Below are 23,143 nucleotides of genomic sequence, written 5' to 3' on the forward strand. Positions count from 1 at the left end.
CGTCACTTGAGGATCAGCGCCAGCACGGCCTGTTCCAGATCCTCCACCGACATCGGCCCCTGCGGGTCGAACCAGTTGACGGTCCAGACCACCGCGCCGTGGATCAGCTGGCGCAGCACGGTCGGGTCGGTGTCGGTCAGACCGGCCTGGCGGGCCTCGTCCAGCACCTCTTCCCACTGCCGGAAATAGCGGGCGCGGCCCTCGAGCAGCCGCGCCTGCCCTTCGGGCGACAGCGCGTCCCATTCATAGACCAGAACCGCCGCGGCGTGACCGCGCGGGCCGTGGATGAACTGCAACTGGGTGCGGATCAGGACGCGCAGTCGCGATTCCGTGTCCGCCGCGCGGGCCAGCGCCTCCGCCAGCGCCGCGTCCATCTCGGCGATCACCTCTTCCATCACGGCAAACAGGATCTCGTCCTTGCTGCGGAAATGGTGAAACAGGCTGCCCGACAGGATTCCCACAGCATCGGCCAGTTCGCGCACGGTGCAGCGGGCAAAGCCGCGTTCGTGGAACAGCCGCGCCGCCGCATCGAGGATCCGGCGCTTGGCCTTGCTCGGGCGGTCCCGAGGTGTTTCGGCGCGTGCCGGTTCGCCCATGATCAAAGCCCCATCTGCTTGGCGATGATTTCATTCATGATCTCGCGGGTGCCGCCGCCGATCGACAGGATGCGGGCGTCGCGGTAGAGCCGTTCGACCACGCTTTCGCGCATGTAGCCCATGCCGCCGAAGATCTGAACCGCGTCATATGTGATCCGGTCGCAGGCGTCGGTGGCAAAGTTCTTGGCCATCGAGATCTCCTTGAAGATCATCTCGCCCGCCTCCATCCGCGTCGCACAGGCATGGGTCAGCGCGCGGCTCGCCTCCAGCAGGGTGCCCATGTCGGCCAGCTTGTGCCGGATCGTCTGATGCCCCGTCAGGGCCGAGCCGAACGCGCGGCGGTCGCGGGCATGGTTTATCGCCGCTTCCAGCGCCATCTCCGAGGTCACGTTCGCCATCACCGCCAGGGTCAGCCGCTCCATCTGGAAATTCGAGGTGATCATGGGAAAGCCCCGGCTTTCCTCGCCGATCAGATTTTCCGCCGGCACGAGGCAGTCGTCAAAGAACAGCTCGGCGGTGTCCGAGGCCCACCAGCCCATCTTCTTCAGCGGCGGGCCGGAGGAAAACCCCTCTGCCTCGCGCGGGACGACGATCAGGCTGATGCCCGCGTGCCCCTCGCCGCCCGTGCGCACCGCGACGGTGTAGAAATCCGCCCGGCAGCCGCTGGTGATGAAGGTCTTGGCGCCGTTGATACGGTAATATTCGCGGTTGCCGACCGTGACCCGCTCGGCCCGTGTCTTCAGGTTGGCCACGTCCGACCCGCCGCCCGGTTCGGTGATCGCAAGGGCATAGATCTTCTCGCCCGCCAGCACCCGCGGCACGATCTCGCGCTTCAACTCGTCCGAGCCGAATTTCACCAGCGGCGGCAGCCCGATGTCGAGCGAGCCGAGGCTCGCCGCCAGCCCGCCCGAGCCCGCGCGCATCAGCTCCTCGATCCAGGCGAGCTTGTGGAAAACGCCACCGCCCGACCCGCCCAGCTCCTCCGGGTAGCCGATGCCCAAAAGCCCCGCCGCACCCGCCTTCAGGTAAAGTTCGCGCGGGAATCTGCCCGCCTCTTCCCAGTCGTCCACATTCGGACGGATTACGCGATCGACAAAGGCGCGCGCGGTGTCGCGGATCATCCGCACCTCGTCACTGAACGGTTCCGGCGCCATCTGTTCCTCCCTGCCCTGTCGCCCCCGTGCCCCAACGTCACGGCGGCAAATACCAACCAAGCACTTGCTTGGTATTGTGGCCAATGGCTATCGTCGATGCAAACGAAACCGCGCGCCGGCGACGCCACGTCGCGCGCGTGTAAGGGAGGGAGAGATGTCCGACAAGGTCGTCATCACCTGCGCGGTGACCGGGGTTCTGACCAACCCGAAACAGCACCCGGTGCCGGTCACGCCCGAGGAAATGGCCGCATCCGCGCGCGAGGCCTATGATGCGGGCGCGTCGGTGATCCACATGCATTTCCGCCAGCAGGAACCGGGCAAGGGCCATTTGATGTGCTGGGACCCGGCGGTGGCGGTGGAGATCGCCGAGGCGGTGCGCGTCGCTTGCCCCGGCGTGATCCTGAACTTCACCACCGGCACCATGGGCCGCGACCAGTCCGGGCCGATCGCCTGCCTCCGCGCGGGCCGCCCCGAAATCGCCGCCTGCAACGCCGGCAGCCTGAATTACCTGAAGGTCAAATCCGATGGCACCTGGGCCTGGCCGCCGATGCTGTTCGAAAACCCGGTGGAAAAGATCGAGGAATTGCTGGCCGTGATGGCCGAGACCGGCACGCGGCCCGAATTCGAGTGTTTCGACACCGGCATCGTGCGCTCGGTCGAGATGTTCCGGCAGGTGGGCATGGTGGAGCGGGCGGACGTGAACCTTGTGATGGGGGTTGCCTCGGGGATGCCCTGCGACGCCGACCTGCTGCCGATCCTGATGCGTTACATGGCCCCGGACACCCGCTGGCAGGCGACGCTGATCGGGCGGCAGGAGATATGGCCGGTGCATGCCCGCGTCGCGGAACTGGGCGGACATCTGCGCACCGGGGTCGAGGATACGTTCTATCTGCCCGACGGGTCGCGCACCTCCGGCAACGGCCAGTTGATCGAGGCGATCGTGAAGATCGCCGAGGATGCGGGCCGCACCATCGCCTCGCCGCAAGAGGCGCGCGAATTGTTCCTGTAAGGAGGCCGCCCATGCCCACGCTGGAAAGCCGCATCGACCCCAATTCGGCGGAATTTAGCGCGAATGCGCAGGCCATGCAGGCGTATATCGACGCCTTTCGCGCCATCGAGGCCAAGGTCAACGAGGCCGCCGAGGCGATGCGCGCGCGCTACGAAAAGCGCGGCTACATCATGCCGCAGGACCGGCTGAACCTGCTCCTGGATCCCGGCTCGCCCTTTCTCGAAATCGGCTCGCTGGCGGGCTACAAGCTGCATGACGACCGCGACGGCACCGGCGCGGGCGGGGGCTGCATCGCCGGGATCGGCCATGTCTCGGGCATCCGAGCGATGGTCGTGGTGGACAATTTCGCGGTCAAGGGCGGCACGATTTCGCCCACGGGTCTGAAAAAGAAGCTGCGGCTTCAGGAAATCGCGCTGGAGAACAAGCTGCCCACGGTTACGCTGGCGCAATCGGGCGGGGCGAACCTGGCCTATGCGACGGATGTGTTCATCGACGGCGGGCGGGCCTTTGCCAATCAGGCGCGCATGTCGGCGGCCGGCATCCCGCAGGTGACCGTGGTGCACGGATCGGCCACGGCGGGCGGGGCCTATCAGCCGGGGCTGTCGGATTACATCGTGATGGTGAAACGGCAGGCCACCACCTACCTGGCCGGCCCGCCGCTCTTGAAGGCCGCCACCGGCGAGGTCGCCACGGACGAGGAACTGGGCGGGGCCGAGATGCACACCCAGGTGTCGGGTGTGGGCGACTACCTCGCGCAGGACGACGCCGACGGCATCCGGCTGGCGCGCGAGATCATGGCGCAGCTGCCGTGGCAAGAACCCCGCGCCGAGGCGCCCGATTTCGCCGAACCGCTCCATCCGCCCGAGGAACTTCTGGGCGTGGTGCCCGCCGATCCCAAGGTGCCCTATGACTGCCGCGAGATCATCGCGCGAATCGCGGACGGTTCGGACTATCTGGACTTCAAGCCGGAATACGACGGGCAAACCGTCTGCGGCCATATCCGTATCGAGGGCCACCCGGTCGGCGTGATCGGCAACAACGGCCCGATCACGGCGGCCGGCGCGGCCAAGGGCGGGCAGTTCATCCAGCTTTGCGACCAGGCGGGGATCCCACTCTTGTTCCTGCACAACACCACCGGCTTCCTTGTCGGGACGGATGCCGAACAGTCGGGCATCATCAAGCACGGATCGAAGATGATCCAGGCGGTCGCCAATGCGAGGGTGCCCAAGATCTCGATCAACGTGGGCGGATCCTACGGCGCGGGCAACTACGCCATGTGCGGGCGCGGCTTTGGCCCACGCTTCCTGTTCTCCTGGCCCAACAGCCGCACCTCGGTCATGGGCGGGGCACAGGCGGGCATGGTTCTGCGCATCGTCGCCGAGGCCAAGATGCGAAAAGCCGGCGCTGTGGACGAGGATTGTCTGGCGGCGATGGAGCGCCAGACGCGCGAGATGCTGGATGCGCAGACCACCGCCATCGCCTCGACCGCGCGGGTCGAGGATGACGGGCTGATCGACCCCCGCGACACCCGCCGCGTGGTGGCCTTTGCGCTGGACATCTGCCGCGCAGGCGACCGGCGCGAACTCACCCCCAACACCTTCGGCATCGCCCGGTTCTGAGGAGACAGAGATGATCGAGACGCAGGAACACAAGGAACTGCGCGACACCGTCCGCAGGTTCGTGGAAACCGAGATCAACCCGCACGCAACCGACTGGGACGCGGCCGGCGAAATCCCCCTGCACGACCTGTTCGCCAGGCTGGGAAAACTGGGCCTGCTGGGCATCTCGCGGCCCCGCGAATACGGCGGGCTCGCGCTGGACTACAGTTTCGAGATGGTGATGGCCGAGGAAATGGGCGCCGCCCACAGCCCCAGTTTCGGCATGGCGCTTGGCGCGCATACCAACATGGCCACCCCGGCGCTCGCGCGGTTCGGCAGCGACGCATTGCGCGCCGAGTTCCTCGCCCCCGCCATTGCCGGGCAGATGGTCGCCTCGATCGCGGTCAGCGAACCGCATGCGGGGTCGGACGTGGCGGCGATCCGCACCACGGCGCGCAGCGACGGCGACGACTACGTGATCAACGGCCAGAAGATGTGGATCACCAACTCGACCCAGGCCGATTTCTTCTGCGTGCTGGCCAATACCGGCGACGGCGACCGGCACGGAAACAAGTCCCTGATCGTGGTGCCGTCGAACACCCCCGGCGTGACGGTAGGGGGAAAGCTGCAAAAGATCGGAATGCGCGGGTCCGACACGGCGCCGATCTTTTTCGAGGACGTGCGCGTTCCGAAACGCTATCGCATCGGTGACGAGAGCCGCGGCTTCACCTACCAGATGCAGCAGTTTCAGGAGGAACGGCTCTACGGCGCGGCGATGGCGATCAAGGGGTTGGAGCTGTGCGTTACCTCCACCATCGAATACACCCGCGACCGGCAGGCGTTCGGCCAGCCGATCCTTGACAACCAGGTGGTGCATTTCGCGCTGGCCGAGATGCAGACGGAGGTCGAGGCGCTGCGGGCGCTTCTGTGGCGCGCGACCGAGGCCTATGTCGCGGGCGAGGACGTGACGCTCTTGGCGTCGATGGCGAAACTCAAGGCCGGACGGCTTTCCCGCACCATCCCCGACCAGTGCCTGCAATTCTGGGGCGGCATGGGCTATGTCGAGGAATCGATCATCAACCGGCTCTACCGCGACCTGCGCATCGTGCCGATCGGCGGCGGCGCCGACGAGGTGATGCAGGGCATCATCTGCAAACTGATGGGCATCGCGCCGGGGCGGGGCTGAGATGGCGGGTTTCAACAGAATTCTGATCGCGAACCGTGGCGAGATCGCGTGCCGCGTCATCCGAACGGCGCGAGACATGGGCTATCGCACGGTGGCGGTCTATTCCGAGGCCGATGCCGATGCGCTGCACGTCCGGCTGGCCGACGAAGCCGTGCCGATCGGCCCCGCGCCGGTGAGCGAAAGCTATCTGGATGCCGACAAGCTGATCGAGGCCAGCCGCCTGTCGGGCGCGGACGCGGTGCACCCCGGTTACGGCTTTCTGTCGGAAAACGCCGATTTCGCGCGGGCCTGCGCGAATGCGGGGCTGACCTTCATCGGCCCGCCGCCCGAGGCGATTGAGCTGATGGGGTCGAAACGGCTGTCGAAGCTGGCGATGGAAAAGGCCGGTGTGCCCTGCATCCCCGGCTATCAGGGCGAGGATCAGAGCGACGACCGGCTGACGGCCGAGGCCGCGCGGATCGGCTTTCCGCTGATGGTCAAGGCGTCCGCCGGCGGCGGCGGCAAGGGCATGCGGCTGGTCGATGACCCCGCCGCGCTGGCCGATGCCTTGCGCGCGGCCCGGTCCGAGGCGCTATCGGCCTTCGGCTCGGACGAGTTGATCCTCGAACGCGCGGTGCAGAACCCACGACACATCGAGGTTCAGGTCTTTGCCGACGACCACGGCAACGTGGTGCATCTGGGCGAGCGCGACTGTTCGGTGCAGCGCCGCCACCAGAAGGTGGTGGAAGAGGCACCCTCGCCCTTCGTGTCGCCGGAACTGCGAGCGGCGATGGGGCAGGCGGCGGTGAACGCGGCGCGGGCCTGCGCCTATCGCGGTGCGGGAACGGTGGAATTTCTGGTGGACGGGGACGGGAATTTCTACTTTCTCGAAATGAACACGCGGCTGCAGGTGGAACATCCGGTGACCGAGCTTGTCACCGGGCTGGACCTGGTGGAATGGCAGCTGCGCGTGGCCGCGGGCGAGAAGCTGCCGCTGACCCAGGACCAGATCGCGCTGACTGGTTGGGCGATGGAGGCGCGGCTCTATGCCGAGGATCCGCGCCACGATTTCCTGCCGCAGACGGGCCGCGTGCTGGCGTGGGAGGTGCCGCACGGGCCGGGGCTGCGCGTCGATCACGGACTGCGCGCGGGCCAGACGGTCGGCCCGCATTTCGACCCGATGCTGGCCAAGGTGATCGCCTGCGGCGCCACCCGCGACGAGGCGCGGCGGCGGCTGGCGCGGGCGGTCGAGGATACGGTTCTGCTTGGCGTGAAGAGCAACAAGGCCTTTCTGTCGGGCATCCTGCGCCACCCGGTCTTTGCCGCGGGCGACGCGACAACGGCGTTCCTGTCCGACCATTTCGCAGACCACCCCACCCTGACCCCGGCCCCGCCGCCGCTGCGGCTGCGGGCGCTGGCGGCGGCGCTGATGCATGTCGGCTCGGCGCGCGGGATACCGGGCGCGTCGGGCCGCGTGAGCTGGCGAAACTCGACGGCCACGCCCTGGCACTGCCGGCTGGATTGCGACGGCGAGATGCACGACCTGACTCTGGCCGTGGACAGCCATGCCCCGCATCCGCGCGTCACCGTGCGGGCGGGGGGTGAAACCGAAGTGATCGAGCTGCTTGAGATCGCGGGCGACCGCTGCGCCTGTCTGGCCGGCGGGGTGCGGCGCACGATCCGCTTTGCCTTTGACGGCGATGTGCTTCACCTCGACGGCCCTTTCGGCGACATCGCCTTTCGGGATGCGACCCGCGCGGCGGCGGGTGCGGCCGAGGATGCCGCCGGGTCGGGGCGCATCGTCGCGCCGATGGACGGCCGCATCGTCGCCATCCATGCGGCCCCCGGCGATCAGGTCCGAAAGGGCCAGACGCTGGCGGTGCTCGAAGCGATGAAGATGGAGCATCGCCTTGCCTCGGACGTCGATGGCACGGTGGCCGAGATCGCGGTGACCGCCGGCGATCAGGTCCGCATCCGGCAGACGCTGGTGACGGTCGCGCCCACAAACGCCTGAGACGCGCTACAATTCCTCGGCCCAGGGTGGGTTCGCCCCGGCGCGGGACACGGTGACGGCGGCCACGCGCCCGCCGTGGATCAGAGCCTCGCGCAGCGCTTCGGGCGGCAGTGCGGCCAGCCTGTCCTTGCGCAGCAGGCCAAGGTCCGACAATCGCGCCAGAACGCCCGCGTTGAAAGTATCCCCCGCGCCCACCGTATCCACCACCGGCACGCGGCGGGCGGGCACATGCACCTCGGCCCCGCCGGACAAGTAGCCGGTCGCGCCAGCGCTGCCACGGGTCAGGATCACCAGCGCCGGCCCCCGATCCAGCAGAACCTCGACCTTTTCGTGCAGCGAAAGCGGTTGCGGCAGGATCCAGTTCAGATCCTCGTCGGACACCTTGACGATGTCGGCCAGCCCGATCATCCGGTCGAGCCGCGCGCGATAGCGGTCGATGTCGCGGACAAAGCCGGGGCGGATATTGGGGTCCAGCATCACCGCGCGGGCGGCGGCTTCGCGCTCCAGCAGCGCGGCATAGGCCTCGGCGCCGGGTTCGGTGGCCAGGCTGATACCGCCGAAATAGAGCGCCGAAACCTCGTCGGGCAGGCGGGGCATGTCCTCGGGCGTCAGCATCCGGCCGGCCGAGTTCTCGTCGAAGAAACTGTAGGCCGCGTGCCCGTCGGTGAGTTGTACGAAGGCCAGCGTGCTCGGCCGGTCGGAGGTCACCACCAGCGAGGCGTCAACATGGCTGGCGTCGAGCGCGGCCCGCAGGCGGGTTCCGAACATGTCGGTGGACAGCCCCGTCAGCATGCCGGCCCGCACACCAAGCCGCCCCAGCGCGATCGCGGTGTTGAACACCGCCCCGCCGGGATGCGGCACGAAGGCGTCGGCCCCGTCCGTAGTCCGGGCCGGCAGCATGTCGATCAGGGCCTCGCCGCAGCACAGGATCATCTCAGCCCGCCCGTCCGTTCAGATAGTCGCGCAGCACCGCCCGCGCCGGTTCCCGCCACAGCCGGTCGATCCAGCGCCCAAAGGCCTGGGCGAACCGCGCCTCGCCCCCCAGCGGCCCGAACACGTCGGCCAGCGCGAGAAACGCGGCAGGGTTGGTCCGCGTCGCCTCGGCCGCCGCCCGCAGCCGGTCGCCGCGCGGATCGTCCGGCCGGCCGCCGGCGGCGCAGTGCCGGCACCAGAACGCAACCTCCAGCGCCAGCCCGTCAATCTCGCCCCCCGCCTGCAGCGCCTCGGAAACGGTGGGCAGAATGAATTTGGGCAGGCGGTTCGATCCGTCCTGCGCCAGCCGCGCAACCGTGTCACGCACGCGGGGGTTGGCAAAGCGGTCGGCGCAGGTGGCCAGATAGGCGTGGTAGTCCTCGCCCGCGATCGGCGGCAGGACCGGGATCACCTCGCGCGTCATCAGCGCATGCAGCCAGGCGGCGATGTCGGGGTCGGCCATTGCCTCATGCACATGCACATGCCCCAACAGCGCCGCCGGATAGGCGATCGCCGCGTGACCCGCGTTCAGGATGCGCAGCTTCATCGTCTCATAGGGGGCCACGTCGGCCACGAACTGCACGCCGACTTCTTCCAGCGCCGGGCGGCCCAGCGGGAAATCGTCCTCGAGCACCCATCGCCGGAACGGCTCGCACACCACGGGCGAGGCGTCGGCCAACCCGAATTCGCGTGCGATCAGAGCGCGTTCGGCATCCGTGGTGGCCGGTGTGATCCGGTCCACCATGCCGTTGGGAAAGGCGACGTTGCCCGCGACCCAATCCCGCAGGCCGTCCGAAATCATCGCCGCCAGACCCTCGACGGCGGCACGGGTAACCTTGCCATTGCCCTGCACGTTGTCGCAGGACAGGACCGCGGGCGGAGCAAGCCCCCGGTCGCGGCGCAGGCGCAGCCCCTTGAACAGCGCGCCAAAGACGGTCCGCGGCGCGTCGGGGTTTTCCGCATCGGCCCGGATCGCCGGGTGGTTCGCGTCGAACTCGCCGGTGGCGGCATCGATGAAATAGCCGCCCTCGGTAATGGTCAACGAGACGATGCGGACCGACGGGTCGGCGATCCGCGCGGCCAGCGCCTGCGGATCTGCGGGCAGGAAATCGACCATCGCGCCGATCACGCGCGCCTCGGTCCGGTCGGGCGCCAGCTCGGTCACCGAATAAAGCCAGTCCTGCGGGGCCAGCAGGTCGCGCTGGCGCGCATCGCCGGGCATCAGCCCCGCGCCACCGATCGCCCAGTCGTGATCGCGGCCCAGCCCGAACAGGTCGTCAAGATAGACCGCCTGATGGGCGCGGTGGAAATTGCCGACACCGACATGCAGGATACCCGGACGCAGCCGCGCGCGGTCGTAGGCCGGCCGCTGGGTCGCCGAGGGCAGGCGGTCCAGGGTCGCGGCAGAAAGCGGCGACGGAGTGATGTGCGGCGCGGGGGTCATGTCAGCCTTTCCAATTTTCGCCCGACATCGCGGCAATCCGCCCAGGCGTGCATCTCGGCCACCATCCGGAGTTCGCTCATCAGCCGATCCTCAGCCCCTGAGCGTCAAAGCGATGGATCTGATCCTCGCGCGGGGCGAGCCCGATCCGGTCGCCGCTGCGGTGGCTTACCTCGCCCGGCACGCGGACGGTGATGGTGTCGGCCAGCCCGGTGTCGTGGACGTGAACGAAGGTATCGGAGCCCAGATGCTCGGCCACGCCGACCGTGCCCTGCCACACCCCGCCATTCTCGACCACGTCGATATGCTCGGGCCGGATGCCGATCGTGTGCGCGCCGCGCCGGGCGGCCTCTTCGCCCTTGATGAAGTTCATCTTCGGCGAGCCGATGAAGCCGGCCACGAACAGGTTGCGCGGGGCGCGATACAGTTCCAGCGGGCTGCCGACCTGTTCGATCACCCCGGCCTGGAGCACCACGATCTTGTCGGCCATGGTCATCGCCTCGACCTGATCGTGGGTGACATGGATCATTGTGGTCCCGAGCCGTTCGTGCAGCTCGCTGATCTCCAGCCGCATCCCCACGCGCAGCGCGGCATCGAGGTTTGACAACGGTTCGTCGAACAGGAACGCCTTCGGTTCACGCACGATGGCGCGGCCGATGGCGACGCGCTGGCGCTGCCCGCCCGAAAGCTGGCCGGGGCGGCGGTCAAGGTAATCGGTGAGGTTCAGCACCTCTGCCGCGGCCCGCACCCGGCGGTCGATCTCGGCCTTTTCCATCTTTGCCATGCGCAGCGGAAAGGCGATGTTCCTGGCCACCGTCATGTGGGGATAGAGCGCGTAGGACTGAAACACCATCGCCAGGCCGCGTTTCGCCGGCGGCGTATCGGTTGCGTCCTGCCCGTCGATGCGGATCGTTACCGACGTCACGTCCTCTAGCCCGCGATCAGCCGCGGCAGGGTGGACTTGCCGCAGGCCGAAGGGCCGACGAAGACGCAGAACTCGCCGTCCTCGATGGTCAGGTCCAGTGGCGGGATGACCTCCACGTTGCCAAAGCTCTTGGTGACGTTTTCAAGCTTGATCTGTCCCATTTGGGTCGTCTCCTACTTCACGGCGCCGAAGGTCAGGCCGCGGACCAGTTGTTTCTGACTGAACCAGCCAAGGATCAGGATCGGCGCGATGGCCATGGTCGAAGCCGCGCTGAGCTTGGCGTAGAACAGGCCTTCGGGGCTGGAATAGCTGGCAATAAAGGCGGTCAGCGGCGCGGCATTGGCGGCGGTGAGGTTGAGCGTCCAGAACGCCTCGTTCCAGGCCAGGATCACGTTCAGCAGCACCGTCGAGGCGATCCCCGGCAGCGCCATCGGCGTGAGCACGTAGAGGATTTCCTCGCGCAGGCCGGCCCCGTCCATCCGCGCGGCTTCGAGGATCTCGCCGGGGATTTCGCGGAAATAGGTGTAGAGCATCCAGACGATGATCGGCAGGTTGATGAGCATGAGCACGATCACCAACCCGATCCGCGTATCCAGCAGCCCCATCTGGATGAACATCAGATAGATCGGATACAGCACCCCCACCGCCGGCAGCATCTTGGTGCTGAGCATCCACATCAGGATGTCCTTGGTCCGCTTTGACGGCACGAAGGCCATCGACCACGCCGCCGGCACCGCGACCAGCAGCCCCAGAAGGGTCGAGCCACCGGCGATGATCACCGAGTTCCACAGATAGCGCATGTAGTCTGAGCGTTCCTGCACCACGGCGTAGTTCTCCAGCGTCCAGTCGAAGAACAGTAACACAGGCGGGCTGGCGATGGCGTCGCCCTCGGTCTTGAAGCTGGTCAGGATCGGCCAGAGGATCGGAAAGAAGATCAGCAGGCCCGCGGCCCAGGCCAGCGCGGTGTTCAGGGCCTTGCGACGGGGTTTGACGTCTCGTGCCATGGCCTCTCCTCCTCAGGCGTCCAGGTTCTTGCCGACGATCCGCATCAGGAAGATCGCGACGATATTGGCCAGGATGATCGCATACACCCCTCCTGCCGAGCCGAGCCCCACGTTCTGGCTCTCCAGCACGCGCTGGTAGATCAGATAGGTGAGCGTCCGGGTGCCGAACGCGCCCTGGGTGGTGACGAAAATCTCGGCAAAGATCGACAGCAGAAAGATCGTCTGGATCAGGATCACCACGGTGATCGCGCGGCTCAGATGCGGAAGGACGACATACCAGAACCGCTTGAGCAGCGGCGCGCCGTCCATCTCGGCCGCCTCCAGCTGTTCGCTGTCCAGCGATTGGATCGCGGTCAGCAGGATCAGCGTGGCAAAGGGCAGCCATTCCCAGGACACGATGATCACGATCGAGCTCAGCGGCGCCTGGCTGAGCCACTCCACGGGCTGGGCGCCGAAGGCCTTCCACAGATTCGCGAGCAGGCCGTTCACCGGGTCCATGAACATGTTTTTCCATACCAGCGCCGAAACCGTGGGCATGACAAAGAACGGAGCGATGACGAGGATGCGCACGATCCCCTGCCCCCACATCGGCTGATCCAGCAGGATCGCCAGCAGCACGCCCAGAACCACCGTCACCACGATCACGCCGACGACAATGATCAGCGTGGCCTGGACCGCCGGCCAGAACGTGCTGGATGAAACGAACCGGGTAAAGTTGTCGAACCCCGCCCAGCCCAGGTCACCGCCCCGCAGCGGCAGGTATTTCCGGAACGAAAACCACAGCGTCATCGTCAGCGGGACAAGCATCCATCCCAAGAGCAGGATGACCGCGGGCGCCATCATGATCCGTGCGGCGGATCTGGAATGCTGGGTAGCCATGACAACTTCTCCTTTCGCGGCGGCGCAGATGCCGCCCCGGACGCAGTCTATACGATTGAAAGGGTAAAGCGGGGTCGGATGACCGGGGGGCGACCGCAGCCGTCCCCCGGTCGGGGAGGAGCCTCAGTAACCGGCGGCTTCCATCGCCTCGGCGGTCAGCGCCTGCGCCTTGGCCAGCGCCTTGTCGGCCGACTGCTGCCCGGCCAGCGCGGCCGAAAATTCCTGACCGACCTCGGTCGCGATGCCGGCGAATTCGGGGATCGCCGCAAACTGGACGCCGACATAGGGCACCGGCTTCACCGTCGGGTGCAGCGGATCGGCCGACAGGATCGACTTGAGCGCCATCTGCGCAAAGGGAATGTCCTTGTAGTTCGGATTTTCATACAGCGACACCCGCGCGCCCGGCGGCACGTTGGCCCAGCCCTCTTTCGAGGCGAGCAGCTCGATATATTCCTTCGACGTGGCCCACCGGATGAATTCCTTGGCGGCCTCGGCATCGTCGGTGCCGGCCGGGATCGCCAGCGCCCAGGCCCACAGCCAGTTGGCGTTCTTGTCGATGCCGTCCTTGTGCGGCGCCAGCGCGAAACCGACCTTGTCGGCGACGGTGGATTCCTTGGGGTTGGTCACGAAGGAGGCCGCCACCGTAGCGTCGATCCACATGCCGCACTTGCCCTGCTGGAACAGGCTGAGGTTTTCGTTGAAGCCGTTGGAGGACGCGCCCGGGGGACCGTAGTTGTTCATCAGGTCCAGATAGAAGGTCAGCGTTTCCTTCCATTCCGGCGTATCGAGCTGCGGCTTCCAATCCATGTCGAACCAGCGCGCGCCGAACGAATTGGACATGGCGGTGATGAAGGCCATGTTCTCGCCCCAGCCGGCCTTGCCGCGCAGGCAGATGCCGTAAACCTCGTTCTCCTTGTCGGTCATCGCCGCCGCGGCCTTCTTGATAAAGCCCCAAGTCGGCGATTCGGGCATTTCCAGCCCCGCCTTTTCCATCAGGTCGGTGCGATACATGATCATCGAGGATTCACCGTAGAACGGCGCGGCATAAAGCGTGCCGTCATGGCTCAGCCCGCCACGCATCGCGGGCAGGATGTCATCGACGTCATAGGATGCCGGCAGATCGTTCAGCGGCACCAGCCAGCCGTTGCCCCCCAGATCGGGGTTTCGTACATGCCGATGGTCATGATGTCGAACTGGCCACCCTTGGTGGTGATGTCGGTGGTGACACGCTGACGCAGAACGTTTTCCTCCAGCGTGACCCACTCGACCGTGTGGCCGGTCTTGGCGGTAAAGTCGTCCGTCAGCTTCTGCATCCGGATCATGTCGCCGTTGTTCACCGTGGCGATGGTGATCGTGTCGGCCAAGGCCGCGCCGGTCGCCAGAACGGAAATCGCGCCAGCGGCGCAGAGGGCTTTCGAGAATTGCATCCGGGTCCTCCCTGGTTTGGATGATTGGCGAAAGCCTAGCCAAATGCTGTTCGCGGCGTCGATATATTTTTTACGCACGAGAAGTTTAAACTTTCCTCATGCCGAATCCCGCATGACCAGACGGCCCTCGAACAGCTTGACTTCGCGCGGCTTTTCGCCGTCTTCCACCGACTGGAACAGAGTTTCCACCGCATGCCTTGAAATGGCGTCATAGTCCTGCGCCACCGTGGTCAGCGGGGGACAGGTGTAGCGGGAAAAAGGGTGGTCATCCTGGCCCGCGACGCGAATCGCGCAGTCGGGGGTGCGCCCCACCCGCACCCCCGACTCGTAGCACGCGGTCAGAAACCCGATCGCCAGCCGGTCGTTGCTGCACAGAACCGTGTTGGTGGCGAACCGCTTCTCGGCCAGCGCCTTTGCGCCGCCGCTGCGCCCGATCTCTTCAAAGTCCCAGCCTTCGCCGCCCACCGAAACGACATGCGGCGTGTGCCCCAGCCGTTCCATCGTCGCCAGATAGCTTTGCCGCCGCTTGTTGGCATTGGGGTTGGCGGGGTTCTTCATCTCGAAGAAACAGGGCGGTTCGCCGGTGCGGCACAGATAGTCCACGATCAGGTCGGCGAATTGCGGGTTGTCGGAACCGACATAGGCGATTTCCAGCCCCGACACGTTGCTGTCGAACAGAACCGTCGGCACGTCGGCGCAGAACTTTTCGATCGCCCCCTTGTCCGAGGTCCGGCCCAACGGCGCCAGCAGCACCCCGGCCGGCCTGAGCGAGCGCAGCGTGTCGAGGATGTCATTCTCCAGCGCCGGGTCGCCGTGCGAACTGTAGAGCGTGGGCAGATAGCCCGCTTCTATGCAGCGCCGTTCGATGGAACGCGCGATCTCGGCAAAGAAGGGATCGGCCAGATAGGGAACCACGATGCCGACGATCTTGGTCAGCTTGCGGTTCTGGTTCATCGCAAAGATGTTCGGCCGCCAGTCATAGCGTTCCAGCGCGGCCTCGATCCGTTCCCGCGTCGATGGCCGCACGCTGTTGGGGTCGTTGAAATATTTCGACACGGTGGGCCGGGAAACCCCCGCGGCGGCGGCAAACTCTTCCATGTTCCTGATCTTCGTCACCGGCGCCTCCGTCGAAAAAAGCAAGCCACGGGCTGGGTCAAACCTGCCCGTGGCTGCGAAACTTGCACGGTTTTTTTCGCGCGTAAAGTTTTTCCTTTCCAAATTACCCGGCCATCAGACGCCAAGCAGCGCCGGCAGCGCCAGCGAGATGGCCGGGACGAAGGTGGTAAGCATCAGCGCCACGAGGATCGCCAGATAGAACGGCCAGATCGTGCGGACGGCCTTCTCCATCGGCAGCTTGCCGACCGCGCAGCCGACGAACAGGCAGGATCCCACCGGCGGCGTACACAGGCCGAGGCCGAGATTGACCATCAGGATCATGCCGAACTGGATCGGGTCGATGCCCAGGCTGTTGGTCACCGGCAGAAAGATCGGCGTGCAGATCAGGATCAGCGCCGCCATGTCCATGATCATGCCCGGAACCAGCAGCACCGCGTTGATCATCAGCAGGATCAGGATCGGGTTGTCGGTCAGCCCGGTCAGAAGATCCTCCATCCGGTTCGGCACGCGGTAGAAGGTCAGCATGTAGGCGCACGCTCCGGCGCAGGCGATCAGGATCATCACCATCGCCGTGGTGCGGACCGAATTGCGCACCGCGATCACGAAGTTTTCCCGGCTGATGCTGCGATGGACCAGAAGGGTCACGACAAAGGCATAGATCGTGCCGAAAGCGCCGGATTCGGTGACCGTGAACACGCCCGACAACACGCCGCCGACGATAATGACGGCCGTGAACAGACCGGGCAGCGCGCCGGCAAAACTCAGCACGAGCGCTTCCCATCCGGGGAACTTCTCGGCCGCATAGCCGCGCCGGACCGCGATCAGCCAGCCGGCTACCGCCAGGCACAGGCACATCAGCACGCCCGGCACCACACCGGCCAGAAACAGCTTGGAAATCGAGATGCCCCCGCCCGCTGCGATCGCAAAGATGATCATGTTGTGGCTGGGCGGAATGATGATCCCGGCAATCGACGAGGTGACCGTGATGTTCACCGCATAGTCGGGATCATAGCCCTTTTCCTTCATCACCGGGATCAGGATCGACCCCAGGGCCGAGATATCGGCCACCGCCGAGCCCGAGATGCCGCCGAACAACATCGAAGAGAACACGTTGACGATGCCCAGCCCTCCGCGCACCGCGCCCACTGCGGCCGAGGCGAACCGCACCAGCCGTTGCGCGATGCCGCCGTGGAACATCAGCTCTCCGGCGAAGATGAAGAACGGAATGGCCATCAGCGAAAACACGTTGATGCCCGAGATGATGCGCTGGAACCCGATCACCAGCGGCAGGCCCTCGAACCAGAAGGCGGCGACGGCCGAGATCCCCAGCGCAAAGGCGACCGGCACCCCGATCACCACACACAGAGCGAACAGGCCGAGCAGAAGAAAAAGGCCCATCTTGCGGCTCCTATTCCGTGAAATCCGTCCGCTGGTCGCGCCCCATCGCCAGCCGCAGAAGATGGCCCAGCGAAAACAGCGCGATCAGCCCGCCGCCCACGGTCAGCGGCAGCGACCGCAGCCCTTCGGGCAGGTGAATCAGGGGAATCTCCGATCCCCATTTGAACAGCGTCAGCTTGGCCCCGAAGATCAGCATCAGCAGGCCGAACCCCGCCAGGAAAAGGTCGGTCAGCGCAACCAGAAAGGCCCGCGCCCGGCCCGGCACGATATTGCGGAAGGCCATGACGGCCAGATGCGTGTTGTCATGCACCCCCACTGCCGCACCGAGAAAGGCGATGGTCATCACCAGCAGCAGCGACACCTGCTCGACCCAGGCGGGCGTCGCGTTCAGAACATAGCGGCCGAACACCAGCCAGCCGAAGATCACCGTCAGCACCACCAGCGCCACGCCGGTCAGCACCCGGCAAAGATCGGCGATCCCGTCCAGCACGCGGTCCAGCAGATCGAGAAAGGAGGGTCGTTCGGCCACGAATTCCCTGTCCGTCATGGCATGTTCTCCGGTCACGCGGCGCCGGCCCCCGTCCGGGGGCTCGGCGCCTTGTCTGCCGGCTCGGCTCATTCGGTGGCCTGAATGATTTCGACCAGCGGCCGAAGGTTCGGGTTCGCCTCCAGGAACGCGTCATAGACAGGCTTCATCGCGGCCTGGAACGGCGCCTTGTCGGCAATCTCGTTGACCTTCACGCCGGCGGCCTCGACCTTGGCGCGGCTGGCCTTCTCGCGCTCGGCCCAAAGCTGGCGCTGCAGCGCCGCCGCCTCGGCCGCGGCTTCCTTCACGGCCTTCTTGTGTTCGTCGGACAGGCCGTTGAACACATCGGTGTTGATGCACAGGCATTCGGGGATGATCAGGTGCTGCGACAGCGAATAGTAGCCGGCCACCTCGTAGTGGCCGGTGGATTCATAGGATGGCCAGTTGTTTTCGGCCCCGTCCACGACGCCGGTCTTGAGCGCCTGATAGACCTCGGCGAAGGGTTGCCGCCCAGCTGGGCGATCATGCCCGAATACAGGTCGTTGTTCATCACGCGGACCTTCATGCCCTTGACGTCCTCGGGCGTGTTGATCGGTTTGGCCGTGTTGTAGAACGACCGCGCCCCGGCGTCGAACCACGACAGCGGCAGCAGGCCCTTGGCCGCCATCCCGTCGGCGATCATCTTGCCGCCCTCGCCGTCCAACACCCGGAACATGTGATCCACGCCCTTGAAGATGAAGGGCAGCGAAACGACGTTCGCCTCGGGCGCGACCGGGCCGATCGGGCCGAGGTTGAAATTGCCCACTTCGAGCGCGCCCAGCCGGACCTGTTCGATCGCGTCAGGCTGGCTGCCCAGCGTGCCGCCATGGAACATCTGCAGCTTGATCTCGCCACCGGTCTTTTCCTCCACCAGTTCGGCGAACTTGTTCATGGCAACCGTGTTGGGATAGCCCTCGACATGGATGTTCCAGCCGCGCCATTCGGCGGCCCCCGCGGTGCCCGCCGCCACCGTCAGCGCCGTGACCGCGCCCAGCACGGTTCCCGTGATCTTCCGCAACATGATGTGTCCTCCCTTGGATGTTGAAGCGGTTTCCGGTTGCGCGGGCGCTCAGGAAAAGAGCAGCCCGCCATTGATGTCGATATTCGTGCCGGTCATGAAGGATGACCGGTCCGAGGCGAGAAAACAGACGAGATCGGCGACCTCCTCGGGCCGGCCTTCGCGTTTCAGCGGCGTGATGCTCGCGACGTGGCTGCGCGCCTCGGGCTTGGTGAAGATGTTGTGGAAATCGGTGTCGATCATGCCGGGGCAGACCGAATTCACGCGGATGTCGGGCCCCAGTTCCTTGGCCAGACCGCGGGTCATGGTCATCTCCGCTCCCTTGGACGCCGCATAGGCCACCGCGCCCGGCCCGCCGCCGTCGCGGCCCGCCTGGCTGGCCAGCCCGACGATCGCACTGCCCGCGCCCATATGTGGCAGCACCGCCTTTACCGCCAGCAGGAACGAGGTGGCGTTCAGGTCCATCACCCGTTGCTAGTGATCCAAATCCATCTCGGCCACTGTCTTGCGCGCGACCAGCCCGCCGGTGACATGCACCAGAACGTCGATCCGCCCGAACGCCTTGACCGTGTCCTCCACCAGCGCGGCGACGTCGCCCGCGTCGGTCATGTCGCCCTGTTTCGCCAGCGCCCGACCGCCCGCGGCCGTGATCTCGGCCACCGCACTGTCAGCACCGGCGGCCGAGCTGTGGTAGTTGATCGCCACCGCCGCGCCGGCCTCGGCCAGCCGCAGGGCGCAGGCCCGTCCGATGTCGCGCCCCCCGCCGGTGACGATCGCCACCTTGCCCGTCAATGTCCCCGTGATGTCGCCCCCGTTCGCGGCCCTGTCGATCATGCCAAATTCCCCTTCGGTCCCTGTTTCAGGCAGGGCCGGATCGCATCCGCCCCCAGTTTGTGGATATTCGCACACTAGTATGGTAGTTATGCCAAGATGAATTCCGACGGGTTTCACCGGCGGGCGGATCGGGCAAACTCCGGGTCTCGGGGGAAAGGAGCAAGATGCAGGACGTCGCAGGGATTTTCGACCGCCGCACCGCCGCGGACGTGGTATTCGACACGCTCCACGACGAGATCGTGAGCTTGAAACTGTTGCCGGGCACAAAGCTGTCCGAGGCCGAGGTGTCCCGGCGCTTTGGCGTTTCGCGCCAGCCGGTGCGGGATGCATTCAACCGTCTGGGCAACATGGATATGCTGTTGATCCGGCCGCAAAAGGCGACGGTCGTGCGCGGGTTTTCCCTGCCCCGGATCCAGCACGCGCGTTTTGTCCGGCTTGCCGTCGAGCTGGAAGTGATCCGGCAGGCCTGCGCGGTCTGGTCGGATGACGGCACCCGCGCGCTGGCCGAGATTCTGGACCGTCAGGACCGCGCCATTTCACAAGGTGACACCGAGGCGTTTCACGCCAGCGACTATTCCTTTCACAAGGCGATCTGCGACCTTGCCGACCGTCCGCTGGCGGCCGAGACGATCAGCGAGTGCAAGCAGAAGGTGGATCGCCTGTGCATGCTGTCGCTTGGGCGCGAGGAAGAAGCCGCCACCCTGCTGGAGGATCACCGCCGCATCGCTGATGCGCTGACTCGCCGTGACGCGGAGGCGGCCACCGAAGCCGCGCGCATCCATCTGGGCCGGCTTGACGAGGTGATCGACGAAATCCATCGCACACGGGCGGAGTTTTTCGAATAGATCGAGGAGACCGCTCTGCTGCTCCGGCCGTCCCGCGCCGCGGCACGCCTTGCGATGGCACCTGGTGCCCTGCGCCATCGGCTGGCACCGTATCGAACCACCAGAGCGGCCCAACCGCCGGATCGCATCCGGCCCGGCCTGCGCCGGACCGGCGATGCCGAAACCATAGATCGAAACGCGAACTCCAGATTCGATTTTCTCGAAACAAGACGGGGTCTCTTGCCAGCGACCGCGAAGCTTGCCGATCATCCCTGCCGAACCCGCAGGGAGAAGCTTCATGAAAACGCGCGCACGGGTCGTGGTCACCGGCGGCGGCATCGCGGGGTGTTCCACGCTCTATCACCTCACGCAGGAAGGCTGGAGCGACGTGATGCTGCTGGAGCGCGACGTGCTGACCTCGGGCACGACATGGCATTCGGCGGCGCAGGTCACCAATTTCGGCACCTCGCAGACGATGGTGGGGCTGAAGAGCCATTCCATTGCGCTCTACAGGGAACTGGCCGAAGATCCCGACTATCCGATCACCTATCATCACGCCGATGGCGGCATCCGGCTGGCGGGAACACCGGCGCAGATGGACGGCTATCGCCACTTCGCCTCGATGGCGCGCGGCATGGGGGTCGAATTCGAAGTGATCGACGCCGCCGAATGCGCCCGGCGGCACCCGCTTCTGTCCACCGACGGCCTGCTGGGCGGGCTGTGGGATCCGCTGGACGGCGATATCGACCCGGCGGGTCTGTGCCAGGCGCTGGTGCGGCGGGCGCGCCGGGCCGGGGCCGAGCTGCACGAACACACCCCAGTCACCGGGCTGCGGCAACTGTCCGATGACACATGGGAGGTCGAGACGCCCCGGGGCACGATCAGCGCCGATATCGTGGTGAACGCGTGCGGCTATCGCGTGAACGAGGTCGGCGCGATGATGGGTGTGCATCACCCGGTGATGTCGATGGAGCACCAGTATTTCGTGACCGAGGACATCCCCGCCATCGCCGAGGCGGGCCACCGGATGCCGCTGATCCGCTGCCCGATCAGCGATTTCTACAGCCGGCAGGAACGCGGCGGGCTGCTGGTGGGGTTCTACGAACAGGACTGCAAGACCTGGGGCATGGACGGGATCGACCCCAAGTTTTCCTCGGATCTATGCCCCGACGATCTGGACCGGATCACGGACGTGCTGGAAGGTGCCTTTGCCCGGATGCCGGCGCTGGCGCAGGTCGGCATCCGCCGGGTGGTGAACGGCCCGATCACCTATACGATCGACGGGGTGCCTCTGGTCGGCCCGATCCCCGGAAAGCGCAACGCCTATTGCATCATCGGTCTGCGCGCGGGGCTGGGCGAAGGCGGCGGGCATGGCTGGCTGCTGGCGCAGATGATCGTGCATGGCGAGGCGTGTTTCGACACCTGGGTTCTGGACCCGCGCCGGTTCACCGGCCACGGCAATGTGGAACTCTGTGCGCTGAAGGCGATCGAGGACTATCAGAACGAATTCCGCTTTCATTTTCCCCACGAACACCGCCCCGCCGGCCGACAGATCAAGACCACGCCGCTGACCCCGATTCTGGCGGCCGAGGGCGCGACGTTTTCGGTCGTCAACGGCTGGGAACGGGTGGACTACATCAAGCCCGCCCCGGATTTCACGGAAACGCTGGGCTTTCGCTTCAACGAGGTGCACGACGTCGTCGCCGAAGAGGTCCGCGCAGTCCACACCGGCGCCGGCCTGACCGAAGTGAGCGGCTTCAACCGGTTCGAGATCACGGGCGCGGATGCCCATGCGTTCCTCGACCGGATGATCTGCGGGCGCCTGCGCCGGGCGCCGGGCCGGGTCGGGCTGGCCTATCTGCTGAACCATCAGGGCTGCGTGAAGTCCGAGGCGACGATCGCCAACCTGCCGGCTTCGGACCGGGGGCCCGCGCGGGTCTGGTATGGTTCGGCCGCGGCGTCGGAAGGGCATGACATGGACTGGCTGCGCGCCCATCTGCAACCGGGCGAAGACGTTCGGATCCGGTCGCTCACCAACGAGATGACGACGCTGGTGCTGGCCGGCCCCAAGGCGCGCGAGGTGCTGGCGGCCGCCTCGCGCGGGGACTGGTCGGCGGCGGCCTTTCCGTGGCTGTCGGTGCGCGAATGTTTCGTGGGGATCGCGCCGGCGGTGGTGATGTCGGTCAGCTACTCGGGCGAACTGGCCTATGAAATCCACGTTCCGAACAGCCAGCTGTATGCGGCTTACCTTGCCCTGCGCCGGGCGGGCGAGACGCACGGCCTGCGGCTCTTTGGCGCGCGCGCGGTGGCGTCGATGCGCCTGGAGAAGGGCTATCTGCACTGGAAGGCCGAGCTGCTGACCGAATACGACCCGTTCGAGACGGGGCTGGATCGGTTCGTGGACCTCGACAAGCCCGACTTCGTCGGCAGACCCGCGCTGCTGGATCGTCGCGCGCAGGGGCCGCGCCGGCGGCTCGTGACCCTGGCCATCGACTGCACCGACCGCCCGGCGCAACCGGGATCATCGGTGATGCACGATGGCCGCATCGGGGGCACCGTGACCTCGGGCGACTGGGGGCACCGGACGGGGCTGAACCTCGCACTGGCCTACGTCGCGCCCGACCTGTCGCGGATGGGCACGCAGGTTTCGATCGACATGCTGGGCGAGACAGTCCCGGCCCGGGTCATCCCGCCCTGCCCCTACGACCCGGACAACCTGCGCGTCAGGGACTGAGCGATTCGACGCATGCGCAGATCCTCTACCCCCGTCCCCGCCGCAGGCCGCATTTATTCGCCCGCGAACCTTCGGCCAAGATATTCGTTCAGATCCCTCAGAAAGTCTCGGCTGACTTCTTTCAGTTCTCCTGCCTGGGCCGAGTAGAGAGTCACCAGCCTGCCCGGCCCCGACAGCGACGCCATGAGGTCGTCGAACTCGCCGGCCGACAATCCCGCCAGCCGGGTGCTGACCGCAACGCCTGCAAAATCCTCGGCCGCCGCCAGCCTCTGGGCCTCGGCCTTTGACACGGCAAGCCTGGGCCTGATGCCTTCGGATTCGAGAATGGCCAGAAATGCGCTCGCGGTTTCGGCGTGCGATTCGCAAAGCAGAACCCGTGGCCGCCCTTCCTCGACCGCCGAGCCGGTCAGGGCGGGATCGACCTCACCCGAAAGGGGGATAGCAAAGCGAAACTCCGTCCCTCCTCCCTC

General features: G+C 66.3%; 16 protein-coding genes and 4 pseudogenes. 6 read left to right on the forward strand and 14 right to left on the reverse strand.

The window, feature by feature from the left end; all coding sequences use genetic code 11:
- Nucleotides 1-2 precede the first annotated feature (2 nt).
- Nucleotides 3-596, reverse strand: coding sequence for a TetR/AcrR family transcriptional regulator (locus C4S70_RS07135; RefSeq protein WP_104007418.1), 594 nt, complete (start codon nucleotides 594-596; stop codon nucleotides 3-5).
- Nucleotides 597-598: 2 nt separating this feature from the next.
- Nucleotides 599-1,750 (reverse strand): acyl-CoA dehydrogenase family protein, encoded by a 1,152-nt coding sequence (locus C4S70_RS07140; protein ID WP_104007419.1) that lies wholly within the window; start codon nucleotides 1,748-1,750, stop codon nucleotides 599-601.
- Between the two features lie 154 nt (nucleotides 1,751-1,904).
- Between C4S70_RS07140 and C4S70_RS07145 the strand changes: the two genes are divergently transcribed.
- From C4S70_RS07145 to C4S70_RS07160, 4 genes are read left to right on the forward strand one after another with little or no spacing between them, the layout of a single operon-like run.
- Entirely contained in the window at nucleotides 1,905-2,759 is an 855-nt protein-coding gene (locus C4S70_RS07145) for a BKACE family enzyme (RefSeq protein ID WP_104007420.1), read from the forward strand.
- An 11-nt stretch (nucleotides 2,760-2,770) separates the two neighbouring features.
- Complete coding sequence (locus C4S70_RS07150; protein ID WP_104007421.1) at nucleotides 2,771-4,378, forward strand: acyl-CoA carboxylase subunit beta; 1,608 nt, start codon at nucleotides 2,771-2,773, stop codon at nucleotides 4,376-4,378.
- Nucleotides 4,379-4,388: 10 nt separating this feature from the next.
- A complete protein-coding gene (locus tag C4S70_RS07155) occupies nucleotides 4,389-5,543 on the forward strand; it encodes an acyl-CoA dehydrogenase family protein (protein WP_104007422.1) in 1,155 nt (384 codons plus the stop codon).
- A 1-nt stretch (nucleotide 5,544) separates the two neighbouring features.
- Nucleotides 5,545-7,536, forward strand: coding sequence for an acetyl/propionyl/methylcrotonyl-CoA carboxylase subunit alpha (locus C4S70_RS07160; RefSeq protein WP_104007423.1), 1,992 nt, complete (start codon nucleotides 5,545-5,547; stop codon nucleotides 7,534-7,536).
- A gap of 6 nt (nucleotides 7,537-7,542) precedes the next feature.
- On the opposite strand, the gene C4S70_RS07165 is transcribed toward C4S70_RS07160, so the two are convergent.
- From C4S70_RS07165 to C4S70_RS07215, 11 genes and pseudogenes are all read right to left on the reverse strand, one after another.
- Nucleotides 7,543-8,469 carry a carbohydrate kinase family protein gene (locus tag C4S70_RS07165; protein ID WP_104007424.1) on the reverse strand — a complete coding sequence of 309 codons (927 nt, stop codon included), beginning with the start codon at nucleotides 8,467-8,469 and terminating at the stop codon, nucleotides 7,543-7,545.
- Between the two features lies 1 nt (nucleotide 8,470).
- A complete protein-coding gene (locus C4S70_RS07170; protein WP_104007425.1) occupies nucleotides 8,471-9,952 on the reverse strand; it encodes a mannitol dehydrogenase family protein in 1,482 nt (493 codons plus the stop codon).
- Between the two features lie 79 nt (nucleotides 9,953-10,031).
- Nucleotides 10,032-11,035, reverse strand: a pseudogene (locus C4S70_RS07175) (ABC transporter ATP-binding protein).
- 12 nt (nucleotides 11,036-11,047) lie between these two features.
- The gene (locus C4S70_RS07180) at nucleotides 11,048-11,878 is read right to left on the reverse strand and encodes a carbohydrate ABC transporter permease (protein WP_104007426.1); all 831 of its coding nucleotides are present in this window, start codon (nucleotides 11,876-11,878) and stop codon (nucleotides 11,048-11,050) included.
- Nucleotides 11,879-11,890: 12 nt separating this feature from the next.
- A complete protein-coding gene (locus tag C4S70_RS07185; protein ID WP_104007427.1) occupies nucleotides 11,891-12,757 on the reverse strand; it encodes a carbohydrate ABC transporter permease in 867 nt (288 codons plus the stop codon).
- 123 nt (nucleotides 12,758-12,880) lie between these two features.
- Nucleotides 12,881-14,184 (reverse strand): annotated as a pseudogene (locus tag C4S70_RS07190) (ABC transporter substrate-binding protein).
- Nucleotides 14,185-14,280: 96 nt separating this feature from the next.
- On the reverse strand, nucleotides 14,281-15,300 hold the full coding sequence (locus C4S70_RS07195) for a LacI family DNA-binding transcriptional regulator (protein WP_104007466.1): 1,020 nt from the start codon (nucleotides 15,298-15,300) through the stop codon (nucleotides 14,281-14,283).
- A gap of 114 nt (nucleotides 15,301-15,414) precedes the next feature.
- Nucleotides 15,415-16,698: a TRAP transporter large permease gene (locus C4S70_RS07200; RefSeq protein WP_104007428.1), complete on the reverse strand. Its 1,284-nt coding sequence runs from the start codon at nucleotides 16,696-16,698 to the stop codon at nucleotides 15,415-15,417.
- 10 nt (nucleotides 16,699-16,708) lie between these two features.
- On the reverse strand, nucleotides 16,709-17,245 hold the full coding sequence (locus C4S70_RS07205; protein WP_104007429.1) for a TRAP transporter small permease: 537 nt from the start codon (nucleotides 17,243-17,245) through the stop codon (nucleotides 16,709-16,711).
- Nucleotides 17,246-17,313: 68 nt separating this feature from the next.
- Nucleotides 17,314-18,284: pseudogene (locus tag C4S70_RS07210) on the reverse strand (TRAP transporter substrate-binding protein).
- Between the two features lie 48 nt (nucleotides 18,285-18,332).
- Nucleotides 18,333-19,115 (reverse strand): annotated as a pseudogene (locus tag C4S70_RS07215) (SDR family NAD(P)-dependent oxidoreductase).
- A 164-nt stretch (nucleotides 19,116-19,279) separates the two neighbouring features.
- Between C4S70_RS07215 and C4S70_RS07220 the strand changes: the two are divergent.
- Both C4S70_RS07220 and C4S70_RS07225 read left to right on the forward strand, forming a co-directional pair.
- The gene (locus C4S70_RS07220; protein WP_104007430.1) at nucleotides 19,280-19,960 is read left to right on the forward strand and encodes a GntR family transcriptional regulator; all 681 of its coding nucleotides are present in this window, start codon (nucleotides 19,280-19,282) and stop codon (nucleotides 19,958-19,960) included.
- A gap of 277 nt (nucleotides 19,961-20,237) precedes the next feature.
- Nucleotides 20,238-22,673 carry an FAD-dependent oxidoreductase gene (locus tag C4S70_RS07225; RefSeq protein ID WP_104007431.1) on the forward strand — a complete coding sequence of 812 codons (2,436 nt, stop codon included), beginning with the start codon at nucleotides 20,238-20,240 and terminating at the stop codon, nucleotides 22,671-22,673.
- A 53-nt stretch (nucleotides 22,674-22,726) separates the two neighbouring features.
- On the opposite strand, the gene C4S70_RS18805 is transcribed toward C4S70_RS07225, so the two are convergent.
- Nucleotides 22,727-22,963 carry a hypothetical protein gene (locus tag C4S70_RS18805; protein WP_200822739.1) on the reverse strand — a complete coding sequence of 79 codons (237 nt, stop codon included), beginning with the start codon at nucleotides 22,961-22,963 and terminating at the stop codon, nucleotides 22,727-22,729.
- Between the last annotated feature and the right edge of the window lie 180 nt (nucleotides 22,964-23,143).

The organism is Jhaorihella thermophila (assembly GCF_900108275.1).
Classification (GTDB): Bacteria; Pseudomonadota; Alphaproteobacteria; order Rhodobacterales; family Rhodobacteraceae; genus Jhaorihella; species Jhaorihella thermophila.

Bases quoted from the DNA above. Each gene is read 5' to 3' on its own strand.
- C4S70_RS07135 (WP_104007418.1), bottom strand. From the start codon at position 596: ATGGGCGAACCGGCACGCGCCGAAACACCTCGGGACCGCCCGAGCAAG.
- C4S70_RS07140 (WP_104007419.1), bottom strand. From the start codon at position 1,750: ATGGCGCCGGAACCGTTCAGTGACGAGGTGCGGATGATCCGCGACACC.
- C4S70_RS07145 (WP_104007420.1), top strand. From the start codon at position 1,905: ATGTCCGACAAGGTCGTCATCACCTGCGCGGTGACCGGGGTTCTGACC.
- C4S70_RS07150 (WP_104007421.1), top strand. From the start codon at position 2,771: ATGCCCACGCTGGAAAGCCGCATCGACCCCAATTCGGCGGAATTTAGC.
- C4S70_RS07155 (WP_104007422.1), top strand. From the start codon at position 4,389: ATGATCGAGACGCAGGAACACAAGGAACTGCGCGACACCGTCCGCAGG.
- C4S70_RS07160 (WP_104007423.1), top strand. From the start codon at position 5,545: ATGGCGGGTTTCAACAGAATTCTGATCGCGAACCGTGGCGAGATCGCG.
- C4S70_RS07165 (WP_104007424.1), bottom strand. From the start codon at position 8,469: ATGATCCTGTGCTGCGGCGAGGCCCTGATCGACATGCTGCCGGCCCGG.
- C4S70_RS07170 (WP_104007425.1), bottom strand. From the start codon at position 9,952: ATGACCCCCGCGCCGCACATCACTCCGTCGCCGCTTTCTGCCGCGACC.
- C4S70_RS07180 (WP_104007426.1), bottom strand. From the start codon at position 11,878: ATGGCACGAGACGTCAAACCCCGTCGCAAGGCCCTGAACACCGCGCTG.
- C4S70_RS07185 (WP_104007427.1), bottom strand. From the start codon at position 12,757: ATGGCTACCCAGCATTCCAGATCCGCCGCACGGATCATGATGGCGCCC.
- C4S70_RS07200 (WP_104007428.1), bottom strand. From the start codon at position 16,698: ATGGGCCTTTTTCTTCTGCTCGGCCTGTTCGCTCTGTGTGTGGTGATC.
- C4S70_RS07205 (WP_104007429.1), bottom strand. From the start codon at position 17,245: ATGACGGACAGGGAATTCGTGGCCGAACGACCCTCCTTTCTCGATCTG.
- C4S70_RS07220 (WP_104007430.1), top strand. From the start codon at position 19,280: ATGCAGGACGTCGCAGGGATTTTCGACCGCCGCACCGCCGCGGACGTG.
- C4S70_RS07225 (WP_104007431.1), top strand. From the start codon at position 20,238: ATGAAAACGCGCGCACGGGTCGTGGTCACCGGCGGCGGCATCGCGGGG.